General features: G+C 61.7%; 19 protein-coding genes and 1 pseudogene. 18 read left to right on the top strand and 2 right to left on the bottom strand.

Annotated elements, in window-relative coordinates; all coding sequences use genetic code 11:
- Positions 1-5 precede the first annotated feature (5 nt).
- Positions 6-587 carry an NYN domain-containing protein gene (locus FJ970_RS24225; protein WP_027144193.1) on the bottom strand — a complete coding sequence of 194 codons (582 nt, stop codon included), beginning with the start codon at positions 585-587 and terminating at the stop codon, positions 6-8.
- 284 nt (positions 588-871) lie between these two features.
- Between FJ970_RS24225 and rpoZ the strand changes: the two genes are divergently transcribed.
- From rpoZ to era, 9 genes and pseudogenes are all read left to right on the top strand, one after another.
- Positions 872-1,273, top strand: coding sequence for a DNA-directed RNA polymerase subunit omega (gene rpoZ / locus FJ970_RS24220; protein WP_127871379.1), 402 nt, complete (start codon positions 872-874; stop codon positions 1,271-1,273).
- A gap of 229 nt (positions 1,274-1,502) precedes the next feature.
- A complete protein-coding gene (locus FJ970_RS24215) occupies positions 1,503-3,731 on the top strand; it encodes a RelA/SpoT family protein (RefSeq protein WP_140759250.1) in 2,229 nt (742 codons plus the stop codon).
- A gap of 24 nt (positions 3,732-3,755) precedes the next feature.
- Positions 3,756-4,334: an orotate phosphoribosyltransferase gene (gene pyrE / locus FJ970_RS24210; protein ID WP_140759252.1), complete on the top strand. Its 579-nt coding sequence runs from the start codon at positions 3,756-3,758 to the stop codon at positions 4,332-4,334.
- An 81-nt stretch (positions 4,335-4,415) separates the two neighbouring features.
- Positions 4,416-4,578, top strand: a pseudogene (locus tag FJ970_RS24205) (VOC family protein); the annotation flags it as partial.
- A 254-nt stretch (positions 4,579-4,832) separates the two neighbouring features.
- Positions 4,833-5,432, top strand: a complete 600-nt coding sequence (locus FJ970_RS24200) for a DUF2062 domain-containing protein (RefSeq protein ID WP_140759254.1) — start codon at positions 4,833-4,835, stop codon at positions 5,430-5,432.
- On the top strand, positions 5,429-5,842 hold the full coding sequence (acpS, locus tag FJ970_RS24195) for a holo-ACP synthase (protein ID WP_140759256.1): 414 nt from the start codon (positions 5,429-5,431) through the stop codon (positions 5,840-5,842). The genes FJ970_RS24200 and acpS overlap by 4 nt, the downstream gene beginning before the upstream one ends.
- Positions 5,843-5,920: 78 nt before the next feature.
- Entirely contained in the window at positions 5,921-6,670 is a 750-nt protein-coding gene (lepB, locus tag FJ970_RS24190; protein WP_027144187.1) for a signal peptidase I, read from the top strand.
- Between the two features lie 4 nt (positions 6,671-6,674).
- On the top strand, positions 6,675-7,400 hold the full coding sequence (gene rnc / locus FJ970_RS24185) for a ribonuclease III (protein ID WP_140759258.1): 726 nt from the start codon (positions 6,675-6,677) through the stop codon (positions 7,398-7,400).
- The gene (era, locus tag FJ970_RS24180) at positions 7,397-8,317 is read left to right on the top strand and encodes a GTPase Era (RefSeq protein ID WP_140759260.1); all 921 of its coding nucleotides are present in this window, start codon (positions 7,397-7,399) and stop codon (positions 8,315-8,317) included. The genes rnc and era overlap by 4 nt, the downstream gene beginning before the upstream one ends.
- 182 nt (positions 8,318-8,499) lie before the next feature.
- Here era and FJ970_RS24175 read toward each other — a convergent pair whose 3' ends face one another.
- Positions 8,500-9,150, bottom strand: a complete 651-nt coding sequence (locus FJ970_RS24175; RefSeq protein WP_140759262.1) for a hypothetical protein — start codon at positions 9,148-9,150, stop codon at positions 8,500-8,502.
- A gap of 941 nt (positions 9,151-10,091) precedes the next feature.
- On the opposite strand from FJ970_RS24175, the gene FJ970_RS24170 reads away from it, so the two are divergent.
- The 9 genes from FJ970_RS24170 (at position 10,092) to FJ970_RS24130 (ending at position 20,046) form a co-directional block, all read left to right on the top strand.
- Complete coding sequence (locus FJ970_RS24170; RefSeq protein WP_140759264.1) at positions 10,092-11,261, top strand: porin; 1,170 nt, start codon at positions 10,092-10,094, stop codon at positions 11,259-11,261.
- 134 nt (positions 11,262-11,395) lie between these two features.
- Complete coding sequence (recO, locus tag FJ970_RS24165) at positions 11,396-12,172, top strand: DNA repair protein RecO (protein WP_140759266.1); 777 nt, start codon at positions 11,396-11,398, stop codon at positions 12,170-12,172.
- The gene (locus FJ970_RS24160) at positions 12,169-12,687 is read left to right on the top strand and encodes a PaaI family thioesterase (protein ID WP_140759268.1); all 519 of its coding nucleotides are present in this window, start codon (positions 12,169-12,171) and stop codon (positions 12,685-12,687) included. The genes recO and FJ970_RS24160 overlap by 4 nt, the downstream gene beginning before the upstream one ends.
- An 82-nt stretch (positions 12,688-12,769) precedes the next feature.
- On the top strand, positions 12,770-15,508 hold the full coding sequence (locus FJ970_RS24155) for a DUF2339 domain-containing protein (RefSeq protein ID WP_140759270.1): 2,739 nt from the start codon (positions 12,770-12,772) through the stop codon (positions 15,506-15,508).
- A 174-nt stretch (positions 15,509-15,682) separates the two neighbouring features.
- Positions 15,683-16,201: an RNA polymerase sigma factor gene (locus tag FJ970_RS24150; protein ID WP_140759272.1), complete on the top strand. Its 519-nt coding sequence runs from the start codon at positions 15,683-15,685 to the stop codon at positions 16,199-16,201.
- Positions 16,198-16,989, top strand: a complete 792-nt coding sequence (locus FJ970_RS24145) for an anti-sigma factor family protein (protein ID WP_140759274.1) — start codon at positions 16,198-16,200, stop codon at positions 16,987-16,989. Before FJ970_RS24150 ends, FJ970_RS24145 begins: the two co-directional genes overlap by 4 nt.
- A 206-nt stretch (positions 16,990-17,195) precedes the next feature.
- Complete coding sequence (locus FJ970_RS24140) at positions 17,196-18,293, top strand: peptidase C39 family protein (protein ID WP_140759350.1); 1,098 nt, start codon at positions 17,196-17,198, stop codon at positions 18,291-18,293.
- Entirely contained in the window at positions 18,293-19,756 is a 1,464-nt protein-coding gene (locus FJ970_RS24135) for a RimK family protein (RefSeq protein ID WP_140759276.1), read from the top strand. The genes FJ970_RS24140 and FJ970_RS24135 overlap by 1 nt, the downstream gene beginning before the upstream one ends.
- 17 nt (positions 19,757-19,773) lie before the next feature.
- On the top strand, positions 19,774-20,046 hold the full coding sequence (locus FJ970_RS24130) for a DUF3303 domain-containing protein (RefSeq protein WP_140759278.1): 273 nt from the start codon (positions 19,774-19,776) through the stop codon (positions 20,044-20,046).

The following is a 20,046-nucleotide window of genomic DNA, read 5'->3' as shown; positions in this document are numbered from 1 at the left end:
CGGCCTCAGTAGTCGTCCTCGTCGACTTCAGCCGGTTCGGGCCGCCGTACGGGCCGCTCGGAGGGATCGCGGCCGACTTCGTTCTTCAGTGTCGCGAGGTCGATGAAATGGTCGGCCTGGCGGCGCAGGTCATCCGAGATCATCGGCGGCTGCGAGGCCATGGTCGAGACGATCGACACCTTGCGGCCACGCCGTTGCAGCGCCTCGACCAGCGTGCGGAAATCGCCGTCTCCGGAGAATATGACATAGTGGTCGACGACGTCAGCGAGTTCCAGCGCATCGACGGTCAGCTCGATGTCCATATTGCCCTTGATCTTGCGGCGGCCGGTCGAGTCGGTGAATTCCTTGGCCGGCTTGGTCACCACCTTGAAGCCGTTATAGTCGAGCCAGTCGATCAGCGGCCGGATCGAGGAGTATTCCTGGTCCTCGACCAGCGCGGTGTAATAATAGGCGCGCAGCAGGTAACCACGCTTGTGGAAGCTCGCCAAAAGCTTGCGATAGTCGATGTCGAACCCGAGCGCGCGCGAGGTGGCGTAGAGATTGGCTCCGTCGATGAACAGGGCGATTTTTTCACGGGGATCGAACATGGAAATAGTCCTTTTCGAAATAAACGGCCGTCTAAACGAAATGCGGTAGCGACTGGCGGTCAGGCTCATAATAAACCGGCTGACCTTCGACCAACCGAGATAACGCCAGTTTGGTGGCAATCCAAGGGCACGTGGCGCACTGCAAGCAATTGTGATCGTGGCGCCGAACCGTGGACACGGACTGCCCTGTGGGCCCGCATTGCCATGATGCTTGTATTTTGGCGCCGTTCGGGTTATGGACCGCGCCTGTTTTCCATTACATCCAGGCATGAAAGGGGCAATCCATGGCCCGCGTAACCGTTGAAGATTGCATCGACAAGGTCGACAACCGCTTCGAGCTGGTGCTTCTGGCCGGCCACCGTGCCCGTCAGATCAGCCAGGGCGCGCAGATCACCGTGCCGCGCGACAACGACAAGAACCCGGTCATCGCGCTGCGCGAGATTGCCGACGAGACGCTGTCGCCCGACGACCTCAAGGAAGATCTGATCCATTCGCTGCAGAAGCATGTCGAGGTCGACGAGCCCGAAGCCGATGGCGAAGTGATCGCCGACCAGACTGGCGGTGCCGTTGCCGCCGCCGACACCGACGACGCCGAGGACAACATCACCTTCGATCGCATGACCGAGGAAGACCTGCTGGCCGGCATCGAGGGCCTGGTTCCCCCGGAAAAGAGCGACGACTACTAAGAGCTTTTGATGGTTCTACTCAGCCGGTCGCCTAGCGCAGTTTTCTGCGCTTCCGGTGCCTCTCGAAAATTACGCTATCCGACTCGGCTGAGCGAATTCTGAAAAGCCCTTTGGAATTGGCTGGAACACTCTTCCGGCACTTCCGTCCCGGCGGTTTCGTGGCTATCTATGACATGCGCCGTACGGTAGTGCGGCGCATGATTCATTTCATCGCCGAGAGATTCCGCCCATGATGCGTCAGTATGAGCTTGTCGAGCGCGTCCAGCGCTACAAGCCTGACGTCAACGAGGCATTGCTCAACAAGGCCTATGTCTACGCCATGCAGAAGCATGGCCACCAGAAGCGCGCTTCCGGCGATCCCTATTTCTCGCATCCGCTCGAAGTTGCCGCCATCCTTACCGAAATGCATATGGATGAGGCGACGATCGCCGTCGCCCTGCTGCATGACACCATCGAGGACACCACGGCGACCAGGGCCGAGATCGATGAGCTGTTCGGACCCGAAATGGGCAAGCTGGTCGAAGGGCTGACCAAGCTTAAGAAGCTCGATCTCGTATCGAAGAAGGCGGAGCAGGCGGAAAACCTGCGCAAGCTTCTGCTCGCGATCTCGGAAGATGTCCGCGTGCTCCTGGTCAAGCTCGCCGACCGCCTGCACAACATGCGCACCCTCGACCATATGCCGGAGGCCAAGCGCCTGCGCATCGCCGAGGAGACGATGGACATCTACGCGCCGCTGGCCGGGCGCATGGGCATGCAGGGCATGCGCGAGGAACTGGAGGAGATCGCCTTCCGCTTCATCAATCCGGAAGCCCATCGCGCCGTTACCGCTCGGCTCGCCGAAATCTTCGAGCGCAATAAGGATGTGTTGTCCGAGATCGAGAAGGCTCTTTCGGGCCTGTTCGAGAAACACGCCATCAAGGCCGGTGTGAAGAGCCGCCAGAAGAAGCCGTGGTCGGTATTCCGCAAGATGGAGGCCAAGGCGCTGTCCTTCGAGCAATTGTCCGACATTTTCGGCTTTCGCGTCGTCGTCGACAGTGTCGAGGACTGCTATCGCGCGCTGGGTGCAATCCACACCACCTGGTCGATGGTGCCCGGCCGTTTCAAGGATTACATCTCGACGCCGAAACAGAACGACTACCGTTCGATCCACACCACCATCGTCGGCCCTTCGCGCCAGCGCGTCGAGCTGCAGATCCGCACCCGCGAGATGAACAAGATCGCCGAATACGGTGTCGCCGCCCATTCGATCTACAAGGACACTGGCGGCAAGACGAATGGAGCCGTGCACGCGATCTCGAAGGAGACCAATGCCTATGCCTGGCTGCGGCGCACCATCGAGCAGCTGGCCGAAGGCGACAACCCGGAAGATTTCCTCGAGAACACCAAGCTGGAGCTGTTCCAGGACCAGGTGTTCTGCTTCACGCCGAAGGGCATGCTGATTGCCCTGCCGCGCGGCGCCACGCCGATCGATTTCGCCTATGCCGTCCACACCGATGTCGGCGACACCTGCGTCGGCGCCAAGGTCAATGGCCGCATCATGCCGCTGATGACGGAACTGAAGAATGGCGACGAGGTCGAGATCATCCGCTCCAAGGCGCAGGTGCCGCCAGCGGCGTGGGAATCGGTCGTCGTCACCGGCAAGGCGCGCGCCGCCATCCGCCGCGCCACCAAGAATGCGATCCGCAAGCAGTATTCCGGCCTTGGCGCGCGTATCCTGGAGCGTGCCTTCGAACGAGCCGGCAAGACCTTCACCAAGGAAAGCCTGAAGCCCGTCCTACACCGGTTGGCGCGCAAGGACATCGAGGATGTACTGGCCTCCGTCGGTCGTGGCGAACTGGCTTCCACCGATGTCATGAAGGCGGTCTTCCCCGACTACAAGGACGAGCGCGTCACCCCCGCGGCTCCCAAGCAGCGCGAGGAGGGCTGGTCGAAGATCCGCAACGCCGCCGGCATGCTGTTCCAGATTCCGGGCCGGGCCGCGCGCAAGGACAAGGACCAGCCAGGCGCCGGCGCCGTGCCGATCCGCGGCGTGCGCGGCGACCTGCCGGTGCGCTTCGCGCCGGAAGGGGCCGTGCCTGGCGACCGTATCGTCGGCATCGTCCAGCCGGGTACCGGCATCACTATCTATCCGATCCAGTCGCCGGCGCTGCAGGCTTTCGACGACCAGCCGGAGCGCTGGATCGACGTGCGTTGGGACATCGACGAACGCACCAAGGAACGGTTTCCCGCGCGGGTCTCGGTCACCGCCATCAACGCGCCGGGCTCGCTTGCCGATATAGCCCAGGTCGTTGCCTCCAACGACGCCAACATCCATACGCTGTCGATGGTGCGCACCGCGCCCGATTTCACCGAAATGCTTATCGATCTCGAAGTATGGGACCTGAAGCATCTCAACCGGCTGCTGTCGCAGCTCAAGGACAATTCGAGCGTCAGCGATGCGCGGCGCGTCAATGGCTAGCGATAGCCGACCATGGGGGACGAGATGAACACCGACGAAGTGCTGGGCATATTCCGCGAGGCTGGCGCTGTTCTGGAGGGGCATTTCATCCTGACGTCGGGCCTGCGCAGTCCAATCTTCCTGCAGAAGGCACGGGTGTTCATGCATGCCGACAAGACCGAGCGGCTGTGCAAGGCGCTGGCGCAGAAGATCCGCGCCGCGGTGCCAGGCAAGATCGACTATGTCGTCGGGCCGGCGATCGGCGGGCTGATCCCTGCCTACGAAACCTCGCGCCACCTTGGCGTGCCGGCGATCTGGGTGGAGCGGGAAGGGGGCGAGTTCCGCTTGCGGCGCTTCGAGATCGACCGAGGCGCCCGCGTCGTCATCGTAGAGGACATCGTCACCACCGGATTGTCGATCCGCGAAACCATCGATTGCCTGCGCGACCTTGGCGCGGAGGTGGTCGCGGCCGCCTGCATCATCGACCGTTCGGCCGGCAAGACCCATGTCGGCGTGCCGCTGATCGCGCTTGCCGAATATGAGGTTCCAGCCTACCCGCCGGACAGGTTGCCGCCGGAGCTTGCCGCCATCCCGGCCGTCAAGCCCGGCAGCCGCAACATCTGACGAGGAGGTCGCATTGATCGTCGGCATCGATCATTTCGTGCTGACGGTGGCGTCGCTCGAGGCGACCTGATCAGCCGCACCTTCGAGCCGAAGGCGAAGTCGCCGACGCCAGGATCCGGTGACTTCTGCCTGATCACCGACCGGCCGCTCGATGAATTCCTTGCCGGCCTCGAAGCCAATCACGTCGGTCTATTTCCGAGACCCGGATGGCAACCTTGTCGAAGTCAGCCAGTACCTGCGGTAGATATCGATTATTTGGCTGCGACAATTAGCCGAAACCACTTCTCAAATTCGCCGTGATTGTCCGGTGTGGAGAAACGAACCTTACCAAAAATTATGGCCGCTGTGCAGGTGGACCTCGGTTGTTGTGGAGGTTGCGGATGGCTATATCAAAGTCGCGATTGCCTTCTGGCGACCGTAAAGCGCAAGATATGGTGGTCGAAGCCCGGCTGGAAACAGCGGGCGTGTAAGCTGTGAATTGTCGGGAATAGGAAGAGAGTGCTTTTTCGTCGCCGCAAACCTGATGGTCTTTTCGAGCGGGTGCGCATCTATCTGTGGCCGCGCCGTTCGTTTTCGCGCTCGCTTCAATATTTCTCCAAGCGCATTCTGCGGCTGAAGGCCACCCCGCACGCTGTGGCGGCAGGCGTCGCCGCGGGTGTCTTTGCTTCGTTCTTCCCCGTCGGTTTCCACTTCATCATTGCCGCCGTTCTGTGTTGGGTGATCGCCGGCAATCTGGTGGCAGCGGCTCTCGGAGCCGTGTTTTTCGGCAATCCGCTGACCTTTCCGCTCTTGTGGGGCGCATCCTGGGAAACCGGCAAGCTCATCCTGCACGATCGCCTTCCGTCGCATGGCCCGCCCGCGCATCTGGGCGAGATGATGCACACGCTTTCCTTCGCCAAACTATGGCATCCAGTCCTGGAGCCGATGTTGATCGGCGCCGTGCCGCTCGGGCTGGGGTTCGGCCTGGTGTTCTACGGCGTCACGCGCTGGGGCATGAATGTCTTTCGCGAACAGAGGCGCAAGCGGCTGGCCGAGCGCGCGAGACGCCATGAGCATTCGCCTCATCCCGGCGGAAGCGTCGGTTCCGCCACCCAATGATCATCGGCATCGGCAGCGACCTGATCGACATCACACGCATTGAGAAATCGCTTGAGCGTCACGGCCAGCGCTTCATCCAGAGGATCTATACCGAGGTGGAGCAGGCGCGTTCGGAGAACCGGCGCGCCCGCGCGGCTTCCTACGCCAAGCGCTTTGCCGCCAAGGAGGCTTGCGCCAAGGCATTGGGCACCGGTCTGGCGCAGGGGGTCTTCTGGCGCGACATGGGTGTCGTCAACCTGCCCAGCGGTGCGCCGACGGTGGCGCTGACCGGCGGAGCGCTGGCGCGGCTGGAGAAGATCCTGCCTCGAGGTCATCGGGCAGCGATTCACCTCACCATCACGGATGATTTCCCGCTCGCTCAAGCCTTTGTGATCATAGAAGCGTTACCGGTCGAAGAAGCGCCACATTGATTGCATCTGACGACCGGCATTGACGTTGCCCAGCGCGCGCCGAGACTCTATACCATCCAACGCACAATCGAGGACGACATGAGCGTGGCTGAAAAATCCCAGAAGAAATCCGGCGGGCTTGGCGAAACCGTCAGCGTCATCGTCCAGGCGCTTTTGCTCGCCCTGGTCATTCGCACGCTGCTGTTCCAGCCGTTCTCGATCCCGTCGGGCTCGATGCGGCCGACGCTTTTGGAAGGCGACTATCTGTTCGTCACCAAATGGTCCTACGGCTATTCACGCTATTCGCTGCCTTTTGGACCGGACATTTTCTCGGGCCGCATCTGGGGCTCCGAGCCAAAGCGTGGCGACGTGGTGGTGTTCAAGTTTCCGCCGGATCCGTCCGTCGACTACATCAAGCGCGTCATTGGCCTGCCCGGCGACAAGATCCAGATGAAGGATGGCCAGGTCTTCATCAACGGCGTCGGCGTGCCGCGCGTCAAGACCGGCCAGATCGACAATCCCGACATCACGGAAAAGGATTATCCGATCGATGTCTATCGCGAGACGCTGCCCGATGGCGTCAGCTATGATACACTCGACCTGTCGCCGAACTCGATCGGCGACAACACGCGCGAATTCGACGTGCCCCCCGGCCACTATTTCATGATGGGCGACAACAGGGACAATTCCGCCGACAGCCGCTTCACCGTCGGCTATGTTCCGGCCGAGAACCTTGTCGGCCGCGCCAACCTTGTCTTCTTCTCGATCGCCGGCAAGGCAAGCCCGCTCGAAATCTGGAAATGGCCGTCGCTGATGCGCGCTTCGCGCCTCTTCCATTTCGTCAACTAGGGTCATGGCGGCACCAAAAAGGTTGACCGCCGATGCGCTCGCCGAAGCGCTTGCGGAACTCACGGGTCATGCCTTTGCCGACCGCCAGCGCCTGCAGCGAGCGCTTACCCATGCCAGCGCGCGGGGCGCCAATGCGGGCGCCGATTATGAGCGGTTCGAGTTTCTCGGCGACCGGGTTCTTGGCCTTGTTGTCGCCGATATGCTGTTGGCTGCCTTTCCCGATGCCGCGGAAGGGGAGTTGTCGCTGCGGCTCAATGCGTTGGTCAATGCCGAGGCGCTGTCTGACATCGCCGAGCATATCGGGCTGCCGGACCTGATCCGTGCCGGGTCGGACGTGCGCGGGCTCGATGGCCGCAAGCGCGTCAACCTGCGCGCCGACGCATTGGAATCGCTGATCGCAGTGCTTTATCTCGACGGTGGCTTGGAAGCAGCCCGCGCGTTCATCCACAAATACTGGCAGCCGCGTTCGCTCGCATCGGGTGCCGCGCGCCGCGACGCCAAGACCGAATTGCAGGAATGGGCGCATCAGGCGGCGAGTGCTGTTCCAGCCTATCAGATCGACGGCCGGGAAGGCCCCGATCACGATCCGCTGTTTACCGTCACCGTCAAGGTCGGCGCGTTTCAGCCGGCGACCGGCAGCGGCCGCTCCAAGCGCGAGGCCGAACAGGCCGCCGCTGCTGCCCTTCTGGTTCGCGAGGGCGTCTGGGTTCATGAAGGGAGTGCGGCATGACCGTCGAAGACACCGCAGCGGCTCCTGTCACGCATTCCGGCTTCGTCGCGCTGATCGGCGCGCCCAATGCCGGCAAATCGACGCTGGTCAACCAACTGGTCGGCGCCAAGGTCTCGATCGTCACCCATAAGGTGCAGACGACACGCGCCATCGTGCGCGGCATCGCCACCCACGACAACGCGCAGATCGTCTTTGTCGACACACCGGGCATCTTCAAGCCCAAGCGGCGGCTGGACACGGCAATGGTGACCACCGCCTGGGGTGGCGCCAAGGACGCCGATATCGTTTTGCTGCTGATCGACGCCGAACGCGGCATCAGGGGCGACGCCGATGCCATCCTCGAACGGCTGAAGGATGTGCGCCAGCCGATGGCGCTGATCCTCAACAAGGTCGACCGCGTCAAGCCGGAAGCGTTGCTGGCTCTGTCCGCGGCGGCGAACGAGAAAGTGCCGTTCCAGCGCACCTTCATGATCTCGGCGTTGACCGGCTCCGGCTGCAAGGACCTGCTCGATTATCTGGCGCAGGCACTGCCGGCCGGCCCGTGGTACTATCCGGAAGACCAGATCTCGGACCTGCCGATGCGCCAGCTGGCGGCCGAGATCACCCGCGAGAAGCTTTATCTCCGGCTGCATCAGGAGCTGCCCTATTCCTCGCATATCGAGACCGAGAAATGGGAAGAGAAACCGGATGGCTCGGTGCGCATCGACCAGACCATCTTTGTCGAGCGCGACAGCCAGAAAAAGATCGTGCTCGGCCACAAGGGCGAGACCATCCGCGCCATCGGGCAGGCCGCGCGGATGGAAATTTCAGGCATATTGGAGCAGAAAGTGCATCTGTTCCTGTTCGTGAAGGTGCGCGAGAACTGGGGCGACGACCCCGAGCGCTACCGCGAGATGGGGCTGGAGTTTCCCAGCTGACGCACGGAGGCTTCTGTCGTCAGAGCATCGGTGAGCAACGAGTTACTTGCCTATTGCGATATCGGCGGGCTTGATCCCCACGCCTTTCAAAACAAAGGTGACGAGGTCTGGATGAGGGATACGGTAGATATCTTGAGTTGCCGGATTCCGGCAATCGCTCATCGTACGGCGAAACGCGATCACTAGACGGTCAAAGAGTGTTCGCCGCAGAGGCGAATTCGTTTCGCAATAGGCGAGCAAGCGCGTGCCGAATTGCGTTTGCTCGGACAGTTGGAGGGCTCTTTGCCGATCAGCCCATCGCGATCGTTGCAAAAGCGGAGCTGGATCAGCCCACAAGACCAGATGCTCGGGCGGGAGCGCGCCAGACGCAGAGATGAGGCGGCCACAACGCTTAAAACCGGTTGCGTAAACTGGACAAAGCTTGTGCGGCGCGTCATGCATTTGTCCGACTCTTCGACCACGATCTTTTGGCTGAATCTCGTTGGGTTCATCTGGGCTGAGATTGTGACGTCGAACAGCCCCGATTCCGCAAGCGCAAGTAGGGCCGACTCATCCGACGGAGCATCGAATACCGTCAGATGATAGGGTGGGGCCGACGTAGGACTGTCGGTTTGCAATGATGCAATTTGATACGAGCGAATGCCTCGGAGAACGTCATCCCACTCAGGTCTGAAGACGATGATCAGCATGAGCACAAGGACAATGAAAGCGATCCAACGGCCGCCCCTTCTCTGTGACTGGATCAGGACGACCGCATAAATCAGCGACCCGAACAAAAATAGCCACATTGCGCCGAATGGGACGAGAACGAAGATGAAAACGAGTGGATGCAAATTGCTTCATCTTTCTGCATACAGCATGCAGCTTGGTATGCCGTTTGAGTATTTCTGTTCGATCTCACAGTTTTAGTTAAAATTTCGAATAACCAAGGGCTTCCGCTCGCGTCGTCATCGCTTCTGGGACGCAGTTATGTTTTTTGATCGGGACCGATGGTTGGTAGAGCAAATATTGATACCGGTCTCGCGCGCCGGCTGATCGACGCGCAATTCCCGTGCTGGCGGCACCTGCCAGTTAGTCCGGTCGCGCCCGAAGGCTCGCGCCTGCCTCGCGGCAGATGAAGCGACCTGGGTGCGCGGGCGTGGCTGGGCGCTGTGGAAGGCACTCATCACAGCCGCCGGCCACATAGACGTCGCCCCGGCCGAGATCGAAGAATCGTGGCGAGTGATCGATGCGGTGATCGGTCACGAACGTCAGGCGTGAGGCGAAACACTTGGCGCCGTCATCGGACGGCGCTGATGGATCAAAAAAGCCGCTGCCGCCGGCAGCCCTTCGCATGGCCCTCTATCGTCGGCTGAATGCACGAGAAATTGGCCAGGTTTGACTTGATGATCTGATGTTTTAATAAGTAGGTTATTCGATATTTGTTAGACGACGTAACGTTGTCGATTTGAAAACAATATAATATGATGGCAAAGTAGAGCTTATTATAAAATATACGTGAAATTATTACATAAAAATGACGATGTGCCATTTGTGCCAGTCCGAAAATCGGTCTGACACGGTTAGTGTTATTTGTGCAACACTGATTTAATCTGTGGCGTAAATCCGGCATATTCGTGGAATTGTCATTGAAGGCGGAAGGTTGGTGGGTATGTTCGCCGCGAAAAGGGGACGCGGTGCGAGCCCGTTTTCATTGTGGGGGTGAGGCGGGAAAACATATCCGCCAGCCACAATTCAGAAGCCATCTTATTAACTTGACTGGAGAGGTCAGAAAATGAACATCAAGAGCCTCCTTCTCGGCTCAGCCGCGGCACTGATCGCGGTGTCCGGCGCTCGCGCCGCGGACGCGGTCGTCGTCGCCGAACCGGAACCGGCCGAATACGTCAAGATCTGCGACGTCTATGGCGCCGGCTACTTCTACATCCCGGGCACCGAAACCTGCCTGCGCATCGGCGGCTATGTCCGTTATGACATCGGCGTCGGCGATGCCGGCTCGCTCGATGGTGTCAACCACGTTCCGGATCACCAGGACGCCGGCACGACACATTCGACGTACTATAAGAACACCCGCTTCACGCTGAAGACCTGGACCGGTCAGGAGACCGAACTCGGTACCCTGAAGACCTACACCGAGACTCGCTTCAACTACGGCAACAGCTCCGGGGACTACCTTGATCAGGGCGCCTCCAATGCGGACGATTGGCAGGGCCGTAACAAGTCGCTCTCACTGCGTTTCGCCTGGATTCAGCTCGGCGGTCTGCGCGTCGGCAAGGACGACACGGCCTTCGATACGTTCATCGGCTATGCCGGTAGCGTCATCCAGGACACGCTGGTGCCCTATGGCGGACAGGAGAGCAATGTCGTTCAATACTACTTCGACGCGGGCAACGGCTTCTCCGGGCTGGTCTCGCTCGAAGAAGGTGCTGGCAAAACCGGCACTATCGACAGCTACGTCCCCCATGTCGTCGGCGGCTTGAAGTACAAGGCCGACTGGGGCGCGATCACCGGCGTTGTCGCCTATGACAGCAATTATGAGGAAGTGGCCGGCAAGGTTCGTCTGGACGTCAACGTCACCAAGGAACTGTCGCTGTTCGTCATGGGCGGCTATGGCACCGATGACAACCTCACCGATCCGACCAACTTCATCAATGCCAAAGGTCGCGGCTTCTACAAGCAGTGGGGCGGCAACTGGGCTGTGTGGGGCGGCGGCACCTACAAGTTCAACGCCAAGACTTCGTTCAACGCCCAGGTCTCCTATGACGACTGGAAGAATCTCGGCATCGCCGCCAACATCGCCTATACCGTTGTGCCTGGCTTCACGGTCACGGCTGAAGTCGATTACCTGAACGCTGGAAAGTTCGGCGACTCCGACTTCAACAACTGGACCAAGGCCACCAAGAAGAGCAACGTCGGCGGCATTCTCCGCTTCCAGCGCTCGTTCTAAGGCATGGACTGACCTTACCAGGCCGCCCGCAGCGTATCGCTGCGGGCGGTTTTTGTTTGGCGGTAAGGTGCTGTTTTGCCAGCCACCTGGGCTTCATCTTGATTTCGCCACCCGATCGGTGAAAAAGCTTGGGCATGGAATGGCGCGACGAGGGAATCATTCTCGGCACCCGCAAGCATGGCGAAACCAGCGCCATTCTCGAGGTGATGACACGTGCCCATGGCCGGCATCTTGGCCTCGTGCGCGGCGGCCGCTCCCGCAAGCAGCAGCCCGTTCTCCAGCCCGGCAATCGCGTCGATCTCTTGTGGCGTGCGCGCCTCGACGAGCATCTGGGTACCTTCCAGGCCGAAGCGATCGAAATGAATGCCGCCCGGCTGATGGACAGTGCCATCGCCGTCTACGGTCTTCAGACGATGGCGGCGCACCTGCGCCTGCTGCCCGAGCGTGATGCCCATGGCGGCCTCTACGAGGCGCTTTCGGTGATGATCGTCCACCTGGACGATGCCGACGCCGCCGGCGAACTGGTGGCGCGTTTCGAGCTTCTGATCCTCGATGAACTCGGCTTTGGCCTCGATCTCAGTCAATGCGCCGCCACCGGCACCAAACAGGATCTTGCCTATGTCTCGCCGAAATCGGGACGCGCGGTGTCGCGTGAAGCCGGGGCGCCATGGCACGACAAGATGCTGGTATTGCCCGCATTTCTGCAGCGCGGCTCCGGCATGCGTGCGAATCAGGCGGCGATCGCGGACGCCTTCCGCTTGACCGGTTTCTTCTTCGCTCGCCATGTCTACGAGCCGCGCGGCATCGATCAGCCCGACGCGCGCGCCGGCTTTCTTGCAGCGCTGCGCAAGCACCACGCAGCGCACAAGCCCATCGCCGGAGAGAGCGCGGCCAGAGAAATCATCAGATGAGCGAAGTCGAACTCTATCCGGGCCGGGTCTCGCCGCTCGGCCTTGGCACCATTCCTCATGCCGACATCCTGAAATACACCGGCCTCGAATTGCTTCAGCGAATCATCGACGGCAAATATCCGGCACCGCCGATCTCCTTCCAGCTCAGCTTCGCGTTGACCGAAGTATCGGAAGGTCGCGCCGTATTTCGCGGCGTACCGAACGAACGCCACCTCAACCCGCTGGGTGGCGTTCATGGCGGCTGGGCGGCGACGCTGCTCGATTCGGCCTTGGCTTGCGCCGTGCAGACGTTGCTCGACAAGGGCGAGGGCTACACGACGGCGGAGTTCAAGGTGAACCTCACGCGGCCGATCACGCCCAGGACCGGCGAGGTGATCTGTGAGGGCAAGGTGGTTCACAAGGGCCGCACGCTTGCCGTTTCGGAAGCGACGCTGAAGGATGCCAGCGGCAAACTGCTGGCTTTTGGCACCGAGACATGTTCGATATTTCCGGCTGCCAATCTGGCGGCACGTTGAGTTTTCAGCGGTCTGGCCGCCGTATTTGAGTGTCAGTGAGACGAAACGTCAGTGAAAACTGGCCTGGTTTGGGGGAACCGCCATGTTTGAAAGCCTGATCGGCCTTGTCGCCATCATCGCCTTGTTCGTCATCATTTCGCGCCAGCAGAGCCGCATCGGTCTGATCGAGCGCGAACTTGGCGCGCTGCGCAGTCTCGTGCTTTCGGGCGCGGTGCCGCCCGCGGCCAGGCCATCGGAACAGGAAGCGGCCGAGGGCAAGGCCGACACGGCTCCGGCAGCCGTGCCCGCGGCCGATATCGCCCCGGCAGCAATCAGCGAGCCCGCGCTGGTACAGGCCACGGAGGCGGAAATCCCGGCTACGGAGAGAGTGCCCGGTCCTTGGAGCACACCCGAGGCAACACCGAAAACGCCAGGGGCCGCACCGGCCGCGGCCGCCAAAGCCGCTGGCCAGTCCGACGTCGAAACCGCGCTCGGCACGCGTTGGGCGGTCTGGGTCGGCGGCATTGCGCTGGCTCTGGGCGGCTTGTTCCTGATCCGCTACACCATCGAGGCCGGCATTTTCGGCCCCGGCGTGCGGCTCACCATGGCGGCGGTGCTCGGGTTGGTGCTGGTCGCCGGCGGCGAGTTCATTCGCCGCACCGGCTTCAGGGTGCCGGTGCAAGGTGTTGCCGGCGCCTATATTCCGGCGATCCTGACCGCGGCCGGTGCCTTCATCCTGTTCGGCACCGTCTATGCCGCCCATGGCGTTTACGGCTTCATCGGTCCGGCGCTTGCCTTCACGCTGCTCGGTGCGATCGGCATTGCGACCATCGCCGCCGCTCTCGTCCACGGCCAGGCGCTGGCTGGCATCGGTCTCGTCGGCGCCATGGTGACGCCGGTGCTGATCGCTTCGCAGGCGCCCAATCCCTGGGCGTTGTTCGGCTACCTCGCCATCGTGCTCGCCGCCACCGGCGTCATCGCCCGCATGCGCGACTGGAAAGCGCTGATGGCGGCCGCCTTTTTCGGCACCGGCATCTGGACCATCCTCTACATGACCGACGCACCGGGCGCGAACCTCTCCGCGATGTTGTTCATCGACACTGTGACGCTGGCCGTGCTGGCTTTTGTCTGGCTGAGCAGTCGTGGCGGCGAGACCGGACCAGCAAGAACCTTTGACTGGCCGTCCATCGTGCCTGGACTGTTCGTCGCCTTCTCGGCGCTGGGCCTCTCGGTTGACCCGGTCTTCGCAGCTGCCGGTGACGCCTTGCCGGGCGCGGTGCTGCTTATGGTGATGGTGGCAGTGGCGCTCTACCGCCCGCTGGCGCTGCCACTGCTTTATGCCGCCGGACTGGCGACGGTGCTGATCTATCTCGGCATCATCCCGCCGACCTCTATCGGTTCCGATTTTTCGAGCGGCGCTTTGGGTGTTGACGGGGTGCCTTTGGTCACTGCTAACGCGCTGAGCTTGCGCCTCGGCATTGGTCTCGGCCTTGTCTTCATTGCCGCCGGTCTCTGGGCCGCGCGAAGGTTTGCCGCCACGACACAGAGCCGAGCAGCCTCGTGGGCTGCATGGGGTGTCATCGCGCCTCTGGTCATCCTGCTGGCGCTCTGGCTCACCTTCGGCAATCTCGACCGTGACTTTGCCTACGCCGCCGCTGCGGCCCTGCTGGTCGTGGTTTTCGCCGCCGGTGGCGAGTGGATCGCGCGGGCTGAGGAACCGCCGCTCAAGGGCGGCGTGGCAGTGTCGTTTGTCTTGGGCGGCGCGGCAGTCGCGGGTCTCCTGATGCTGCATATGGCTTTTGATTCCGGCTGGACCACCGTCCTGCTCGGTGCAGCGGCGATCGTACCGGCGCTCGCTACGCGCTGGCGCTCTTATCCTGTGCTCGGCTGGATTTCAGTCGCCGCCGTCATCGCGGTGCTTGGCCGCGTCGCCTTCGACCCGACGATCGTGGGGGCCGAGTTCCTGTCGACGACACCGGTCTTCAACTGGTTGCTGCCGGGCTATGGCGTGCCGGCGCTCGCCTTCGGCTTCGCGGCCTGGCAACTCGCCCACACCACCGATGGCCGACCGCGCCTCGCCATGGAAGCCGCGGCGGCACTGTTTGCGCTGCTGACGCTCGCCATGCTGGTGCGCCACGCCATGCACGGCGGCGTCATCGACAGCGCCGCGCCGACGCTCACCGAACAGGCGATCTACACGCTGATCGCCATCGGTGCCGGCGCCATCCTGATCGCCATCGACAGGCGCTCGCCAAGCTCGGTGCTGCGCTATGGTTCGATGGCGGTGGGCGTGGTCTCGGTCGCCTTCGTCGCCGTCCAGCATTTCCTGGTACTCAATCCGTTGTTCACCGACGAATCGACCGGTCGGATTCCGGTCTTCAATCTTTTGTTCCTGGCCTATCTCCTGCCGGCCACCGCCGCCGGCGGCCTGGCGCTCTATAGCAGGGGCAAGCGGCCGAAATGGTATTCGGCCATGCTGGCGCTGGTGGCGGCGCTGCTTGCCTTCGCCTATGCCACGCTCTCGGTGAGGCGTCTGTTCAAGGGCGAGTTCATCGGCTTGTGGAGCGGCCTTGGCCAGTTGGAGACCTACACCTATTCGGCACTCTGGCTGGTGATCGGCGTGGCGCTGCTCACGGCTGGCGTCTGGCTGAAATCGCAGGTGCTGCGCATTGCTTCGGCCGGGCTGATCGCGGTTGCCGTCCTGAAAGTCTTCCTCTTCGACATGTCCGAACTGGAAGGTGTGCTCAGGGCGCTGTCCTTCATCGGCCTGGGTGCGGTGCTGATCGGCATTGGTCTGTTTTACCAGCGGCTTTTGACGCGGGCGGCGAAGGAAAAAGGATAGTCGCCTGCGAATCATTGGTTTTCTTTGTCGGGTCGGGAATAAACCGGCACCCGCCGGCGTTATCTCTTTGCTTGGGTGACCGGAGCGGTGGACCGCTTCGCGCTGGCCGCTTGCGCCGTGCCGGGAAGGCGCGTTCAATCGAGATCAACAAGGGCGACCTCAGAACCAGCGGTCATGAACGAAAAGAAGGCAGCAATCCTTGGCGAGATACCGCGCCTGCGCCGCTATGCACGCTCGCTTTTGCGCGACCGCGATGCTGCCGACGATCTCGTTCAGGACTGCCTCGAGCGTGCGCTGTTGCGGCTCGACAACTGGCAGACAGGGGAGAGCCCTCGGAGGTGGCTGTTTACGATCATGCATCATTTGTTCATCGACCAGATGCGCAAGGTGAACCGCCGCGGCGAAGCGGCGATGCTGCCGCTGGAGGCGGGCGAGGCGGTTGCCCAGCCGCCCGAACAGTTGGAAGGCATTGCTTCGCGCGAGATCATCGACGCATTGCAGGCGATCAGCCCCGATCGCCGCGCTGCGCTGGTCATGGTTGCCATCGAGGGCTTTTCCTATGCCGAGGCCGCCAACATTCTGGGTGTGCCCGCGGGCACGCTGATGTCGCGAATCGCGCGTGGACGTGAGGAACTGCGCGGGTTGCTGGACGACACAGCGCGCCGCCGTGCCATAAGGATCGTCGAGAAATGATCCGCCGCGATTTTTCCGAACGGGACATCCACATGGTGCTCGACGGCGAACTGCCGGCAGATGAACGTGCCGCCTACGATGCCTGGCTCGACTCCAATCCCGAGATGAGGGCCAGAAGCGCCCGCTTCACGGCCGACCGGGAGGCATTGCGCTCAGCCTTTGCCGGCGTGCTGGATGAGCCGGTTCCTGCGCGTTTGCGCAAGGTGGTACTCGGCGAAGCGCCTGTTAAGGTTGCGGTGCCACGCTCGCGCTGGTGGCTTGCCGCCGCTGCGGCCGTGCTTTTGGCTACGGGCGGATTTGGCGGCTACTTTGCCGGCATCGACGGCCTCGGGCAGGAGGATCAGGCGAAGGATCAACTCGCTGAACAGGCGATCGCCGCCCATGTAATCTATGCCGCCGAGAAGCGGCATGCGGTGGAAGTGCCGGCCAGCGACAAGGATCATCTGCAGACCTGGCTGTCCAACCAGATCGGCTTGAAGCTGGTGGCGCCGGACTTGAGTGCGAACGGCTTTCAACTGGTCGGTGGCCGGTTGCTGCCGGCCGGTGAAAGCAAGGCGGCAATGCTGCTCTACGAAGATGACAAGGGCGAGCGCATATCCCTCTTCGTGACTGCGGAATCGACCGAGAATGCCAAGGGCACCTACGCTTCGGCGCAGAACGGTCCGCAGGCCGTCTACTGGCTGGACAAGGGCTATGGCTGTGCCGTCGTCGGTTCGCTGCCGCGCGAGCAATTGGCGGTCGTGGCCAAGAGTGCATATGGCCAGCTTCTGGCCGGTCTCGCCAGCTGAGCCGGTTGCGATCTTGCGCGGCCGGCTGGCTTGAAACAGCGATTCCGTTCAAAGCTTGCCAGCTTCCCTGCCGAGGCGGAAACTGTCACAATTCGGCCCTAATCAAGGAGCGATAGCGCTTGATAAATACCGGCGCTTCGGCCGGTGTTCGCGACGCTTTTGACCGGGGCCGTTTCCGCAACGCAATCGAGGTTTTCTCAAGCCGCATGCCTGCCGAGATCCGCAAGGCCCGTGCGTCCGACGTCGATGACCTCGCCGCCATCGAGAAAGCTGTGTTCTCGAGCGACCGCATTTCCCGTCGTTCCTTCCGACTGTTCATCGAGCGCGAGACCGCCGAGACGCTGGTCGCCGAAATCGATGGCCGCGTCGGCGGTTATGCGATCGTGCTGTTTCGCAAGGGCAGTGGGGTGGCACGGCTCTATTCCATAGCCGTCGGCCCGTTTTTCGGCGGACTCGGCATGGGACGCCAATTACTGTCCGCGGCCGAAGAGGCGGCCTTCGAACACGACCGCATGATGCTGCGTCTCGAAGTGCGTGAGGACAATGGCCGTGCCATCGGTATCTACGAGCAGGCCGGCTACCGCAAGATCGGCCGCGAGCCGGGGTACTACGAGGACGGCGCGACGGCGCTGCGTTACGAAAAAACCTTGCGCGGCGACCTACCGGTCGCCACCAGGGTGCCATTCTATCAGCAGACCTGCGAGTTCACCTGCGGTCCGTGCTGCCTGATGATGGCCATGGCCAATTTCGATGGCGGCTTCGTGCCCGATCCGGTGATGGAAATCCGACTCTGGCGCGAGGCGACGACCGTCTTCATGATGTCTGGGCCGGGAGGTTGCGAGCCATTCGGTCTGGCCGTTTCGGCATACGAAAGCGGGCTTGCGGCGGAGATCTACGTTTCCTTCTACGGCGCATTGTTCCTGCAATCGGTGCGTAGCGAGGACAAGCGCCGGATCATGGAATTGGCACAGGTCGACTTTCGCCGCCGCGCGGAACTTTACGGCATCCCGGTGAATTACCGTTCGTTCACCATCGACGATATCAGGGCGGCTCTCGCCGCGGGCAAACTGGTGCTGGTGCTGATCAGCGGCTTCCTGATGTTTGGCAAGAAGGTGCCGCACTGGGTGCTGGCCATCGGCGATGATGGCGATCATATTCTGATCCACGATCCGTGGGTCGAGGATGAAAGGCAGGAAACCATCCTTGATGCCGCCAACATTCCCGTGCCTTACGGCATCTTCATGAACATGGCGCAGTTCGGCCGCGACGGACTGCGTGCCGCCATCACTTTGGGAAAGAGATAATGACCTGGGTCATTCTTACCGGCAGGCAGAACGATCTCGACCAGGTGGCGACACCGCACAAGATCATCACCAATCGTGACTATCTCGCGCATCCCTCGCTGTTTCGCGGCCAGCGGCCGAAGGTCATCAACCTGTCGAACAATTACGGCTACCAGAGCCGCGGCTATTATGCGTCGCTGCTGGCAGGTTCGCGCGGCCACAAGGTCATCCCGACCGTCGAGACGATGATCGACCTGTCGGAACGCAAGCTCTACGAGCATGCGTTGCCGGAACTGGAACTGGCGCTCAACAAATGCCGCAAGGATCTCGGCGGCGTATTCCCGGCGAAGGTCTGCATCTTCTTCGGCATCGGCCCATCCAAGGTCTGGGACCGTTTCGCAAAGCTGTTGTTCGACTGGTTCCGCGCGCCGGCGCTTGAGGTCCACCTCAAGGACAGCGCCGAATGGGCTTCGATCCGCAAGATCGGCCTCCACCCGCTGGCGCGCATGACCGAGGACGAGGAAAAAAGCTTCATCCAGTGCCTGGAGACTTACACCAATCGCGAGTGGCGCGACACCAAGGGCCGCACCCCGGCGCGCTACACCTTCGCCACGCTGGTCGATCCGCATGAGGAATTGCCGCCGTCGGAGATATCGTCGCTGCGCTACTGGGCAAAGATCGCCGAGAAGATGGGGGTCGAAATCGAGCCCATCACCAGGAAAGATCTCGCCAAGCTCGCGAATTACGATGCGCTGTTCATCCGCGAGACCACCTCGATTTCCAATCACACCTATCGTTTCGCCCGCCGCGCCCAGCAGGAAGGCATGCCTGTCATCGACGACCCGCTGTCGATGATCCGCTGCACCAACAAGGTCTATCTCAACGAACTGATGGCCTACAACAAGGTGCCGGTGCCGCCGACGGTGATGATCGCCGGCCCCTCTGATCTCGAACTCGCGGCGCAGACGCTGGGTTTTCCCCTGGTGTTGAAGATCCCGGATTCGTCATTCTCGCGTGGTGTCAAGAAATGCGCCAATTTCGAGGAGCTGAAGACGCTTGCCACCGAATGGCTAGAGGATTCCGATCTTCTGATCGCGCAGAAATTCATCCCGACCGAATATGACTGGCGTGTCGGCGTGCTCGGTGGCCAGCCGCTGTTTGCCGTGCACTATCTGATGGCCAAGAAGCACTGGCAGATCGTCAACCACAAGGCCAATGGCAAGCCCGACCAGGGCGGCATCAAGACCTTCACGCTGAAGGAGACACCGCCTCATGTCGTCGAAACGGCGGTGAAGGCGGCGCGCTGTATCGGCGACGGCCTCTATGGCGTCGACCTCAAGGAGACGAAGGACGGCGTCTTCGTCATCGAGGTCAACGACAATCCCAATCTCGACCATGGCTGGGAGGATTCCGGCGAGAAGGACGAGGTCTGGGTGCGGCTGACGCAGTGGTTCCTGGAGCGACTCGACCGGCCGGGACGGTAATTCTACCGAGGCAAAAGATGCTGTTCATCGTCATCGAGGATTTCACCGGCTGCGACCGCAAGGAAATCTATCGCCGGTTCCGCGACCGTGGCCGCCTGAAGCCGGAGGAGCTTGTCGTGCACCATAGCTGGATCGCGGCCGATATGAGCCGCTGTTTCCTGCTGGTGGAGACTGATGACGTCACGCTGCTGCAGCGCTGGGTCATCGAATGGTCTGACCTGGTCGAGTTCGAGATCGTGCCCGTGGCGCCCAACAAGGACATGGCGGCGACCTTGAGCGGGCACCTCTGA

The organism is Mesorhizobium sp. B2-1-8, from assembly GCF_006442545.2.
Lineage (GTDB): Bacteria > Pseudomonadota > Alphaproteobacteria > Rhizobiales > Rhizobiaceae > Mesorhizobium.
The sequence above is the reverse complement of the archived record's forward strand: the minus strand, read 5'-3'. Positions and strand labels throughout refer to the sequence as shown.

What these genes read in the sequence shown, in the direction of transcription:
- FJ970_RS24140 (WP_140759350.1), top strand. Translation starts at nt 17,196, where the DNA reads ATGCCTGCCGAGATCCGCAAGGCCCGTGCGTCCGACGTCGATGACCTC.
- FJ970_RS24155 (WP_140759270.1), top strand. Translation starts at nt 12,770, where the DNA reads ATGTTTGAAAGCCTGATCGGCCTTGTCGCCATCATCGCCTTGTTCGTC.
- FJ970_RS24130 (WP_140759278.1), top strand. Translation starts at nt 19,774, where the DNA reads ATGCTGTTCATCGTCATCGAGGATTTCACCGGCTGCGACCGCAAGGAA.
- rnc (WP_140759258.1), top strand. Translation starts at nt 6,675, where the DNA reads ATGGCGGCACCAAAAAGGTTGACCGCCGATGCGCTCGCCGAAGCGCTT.
- acpS (WP_140759256.1), top strand. Translation starts at nt 5,429, where the DNA reads ATGATCATCGGCATCGGCAGCGACCTGATCGACATCACACGCATTGAG.
- lepB (WP_027144187.1), top strand. Translation starts at nt 5,921, where the DNA reads ATGAGCGTGGCTGAAAAATCCCAGAAGAAATCCGGCGGGCTTGGCGAA.
- era (WP_140759260.1), top strand. Translation starts at nt 7,397, where the DNA reads ATGACCGTCGAAGACACCGCAGCGGCTCCTGTCACGCATTCCGGCTTC.
- pyrE (WP_140759252.1), top strand. Translation starts at nt 3,756, where the DNA reads ATGAACACCGACGAAGTGCTGGGCATATTCCGCGAGGCTGGCGCTGTT.
- rpoZ (WP_127871379.1), top strand. Translation starts at nt 872, where the DNA reads ATGGCCCGCGTAACCGTTGAAGATTGCATCGACAAGGTCGACAACCGC.
- FJ970_RS24150 (WP_140759272.1), top strand. Translation starts at nt 15,683, where the DNA reads ATGAACGAAAAGAAGGCAGCAATCCTTGGCGAGATACCGCGCCTGCGC.
- FJ970_RS24135 (WP_140759276.1), top strand. Translation starts at nt 18,293, where the DNA reads ATGACCTGGGTCATTCTTACCGGCAGGCAGAACGATCTCGACCAGGTG.
- FJ970_RS24225 (WP_027144193.1), bottom strand. Translation starts at nt 587, where the DNA reads ATGTTCGATCCCCGTGAAAAAATCGCCCTGTTCATCGACGGAGCCAAT.
- FJ970_RS24170 (WP_140759264.1), top strand. Translation starts at nt 10,092, where the DNA reads ATGAACATCAAGAGCCTCCTTCTCGGCTCAGCCGCGGCACTGATCGCG.
- recO (WP_140759266.1), top strand. Translation starts at nt 11,396, where the DNA reads ATGGAATGGCGCGACGAGGGAATCATTCTCGGCACCCGCAAGCATGGC.
- FJ970_RS24145 (WP_140759274.1), top strand. Translation starts at nt 16,198, where the DNA reads ATGATCCGCCGCGATTTTTCCGAACGGGACATCCACATGGTGCTCGAC.
- FJ970_RS24160 (WP_140759268.1), top strand. Translation starts at nt 12,169, where the DNA reads ATGAGCGAAGTCGAACTCTATCCGGGCCGGGTCTCGCCGCTCGGCCTT.
- FJ970_RS24215 (WP_140759250.1), top strand. Translation starts at nt 1,503, where the DNA reads ATGATGCGTCAGTATGAGCTTGTCGAGCGCGTCCAGCGCTACAAGCCT.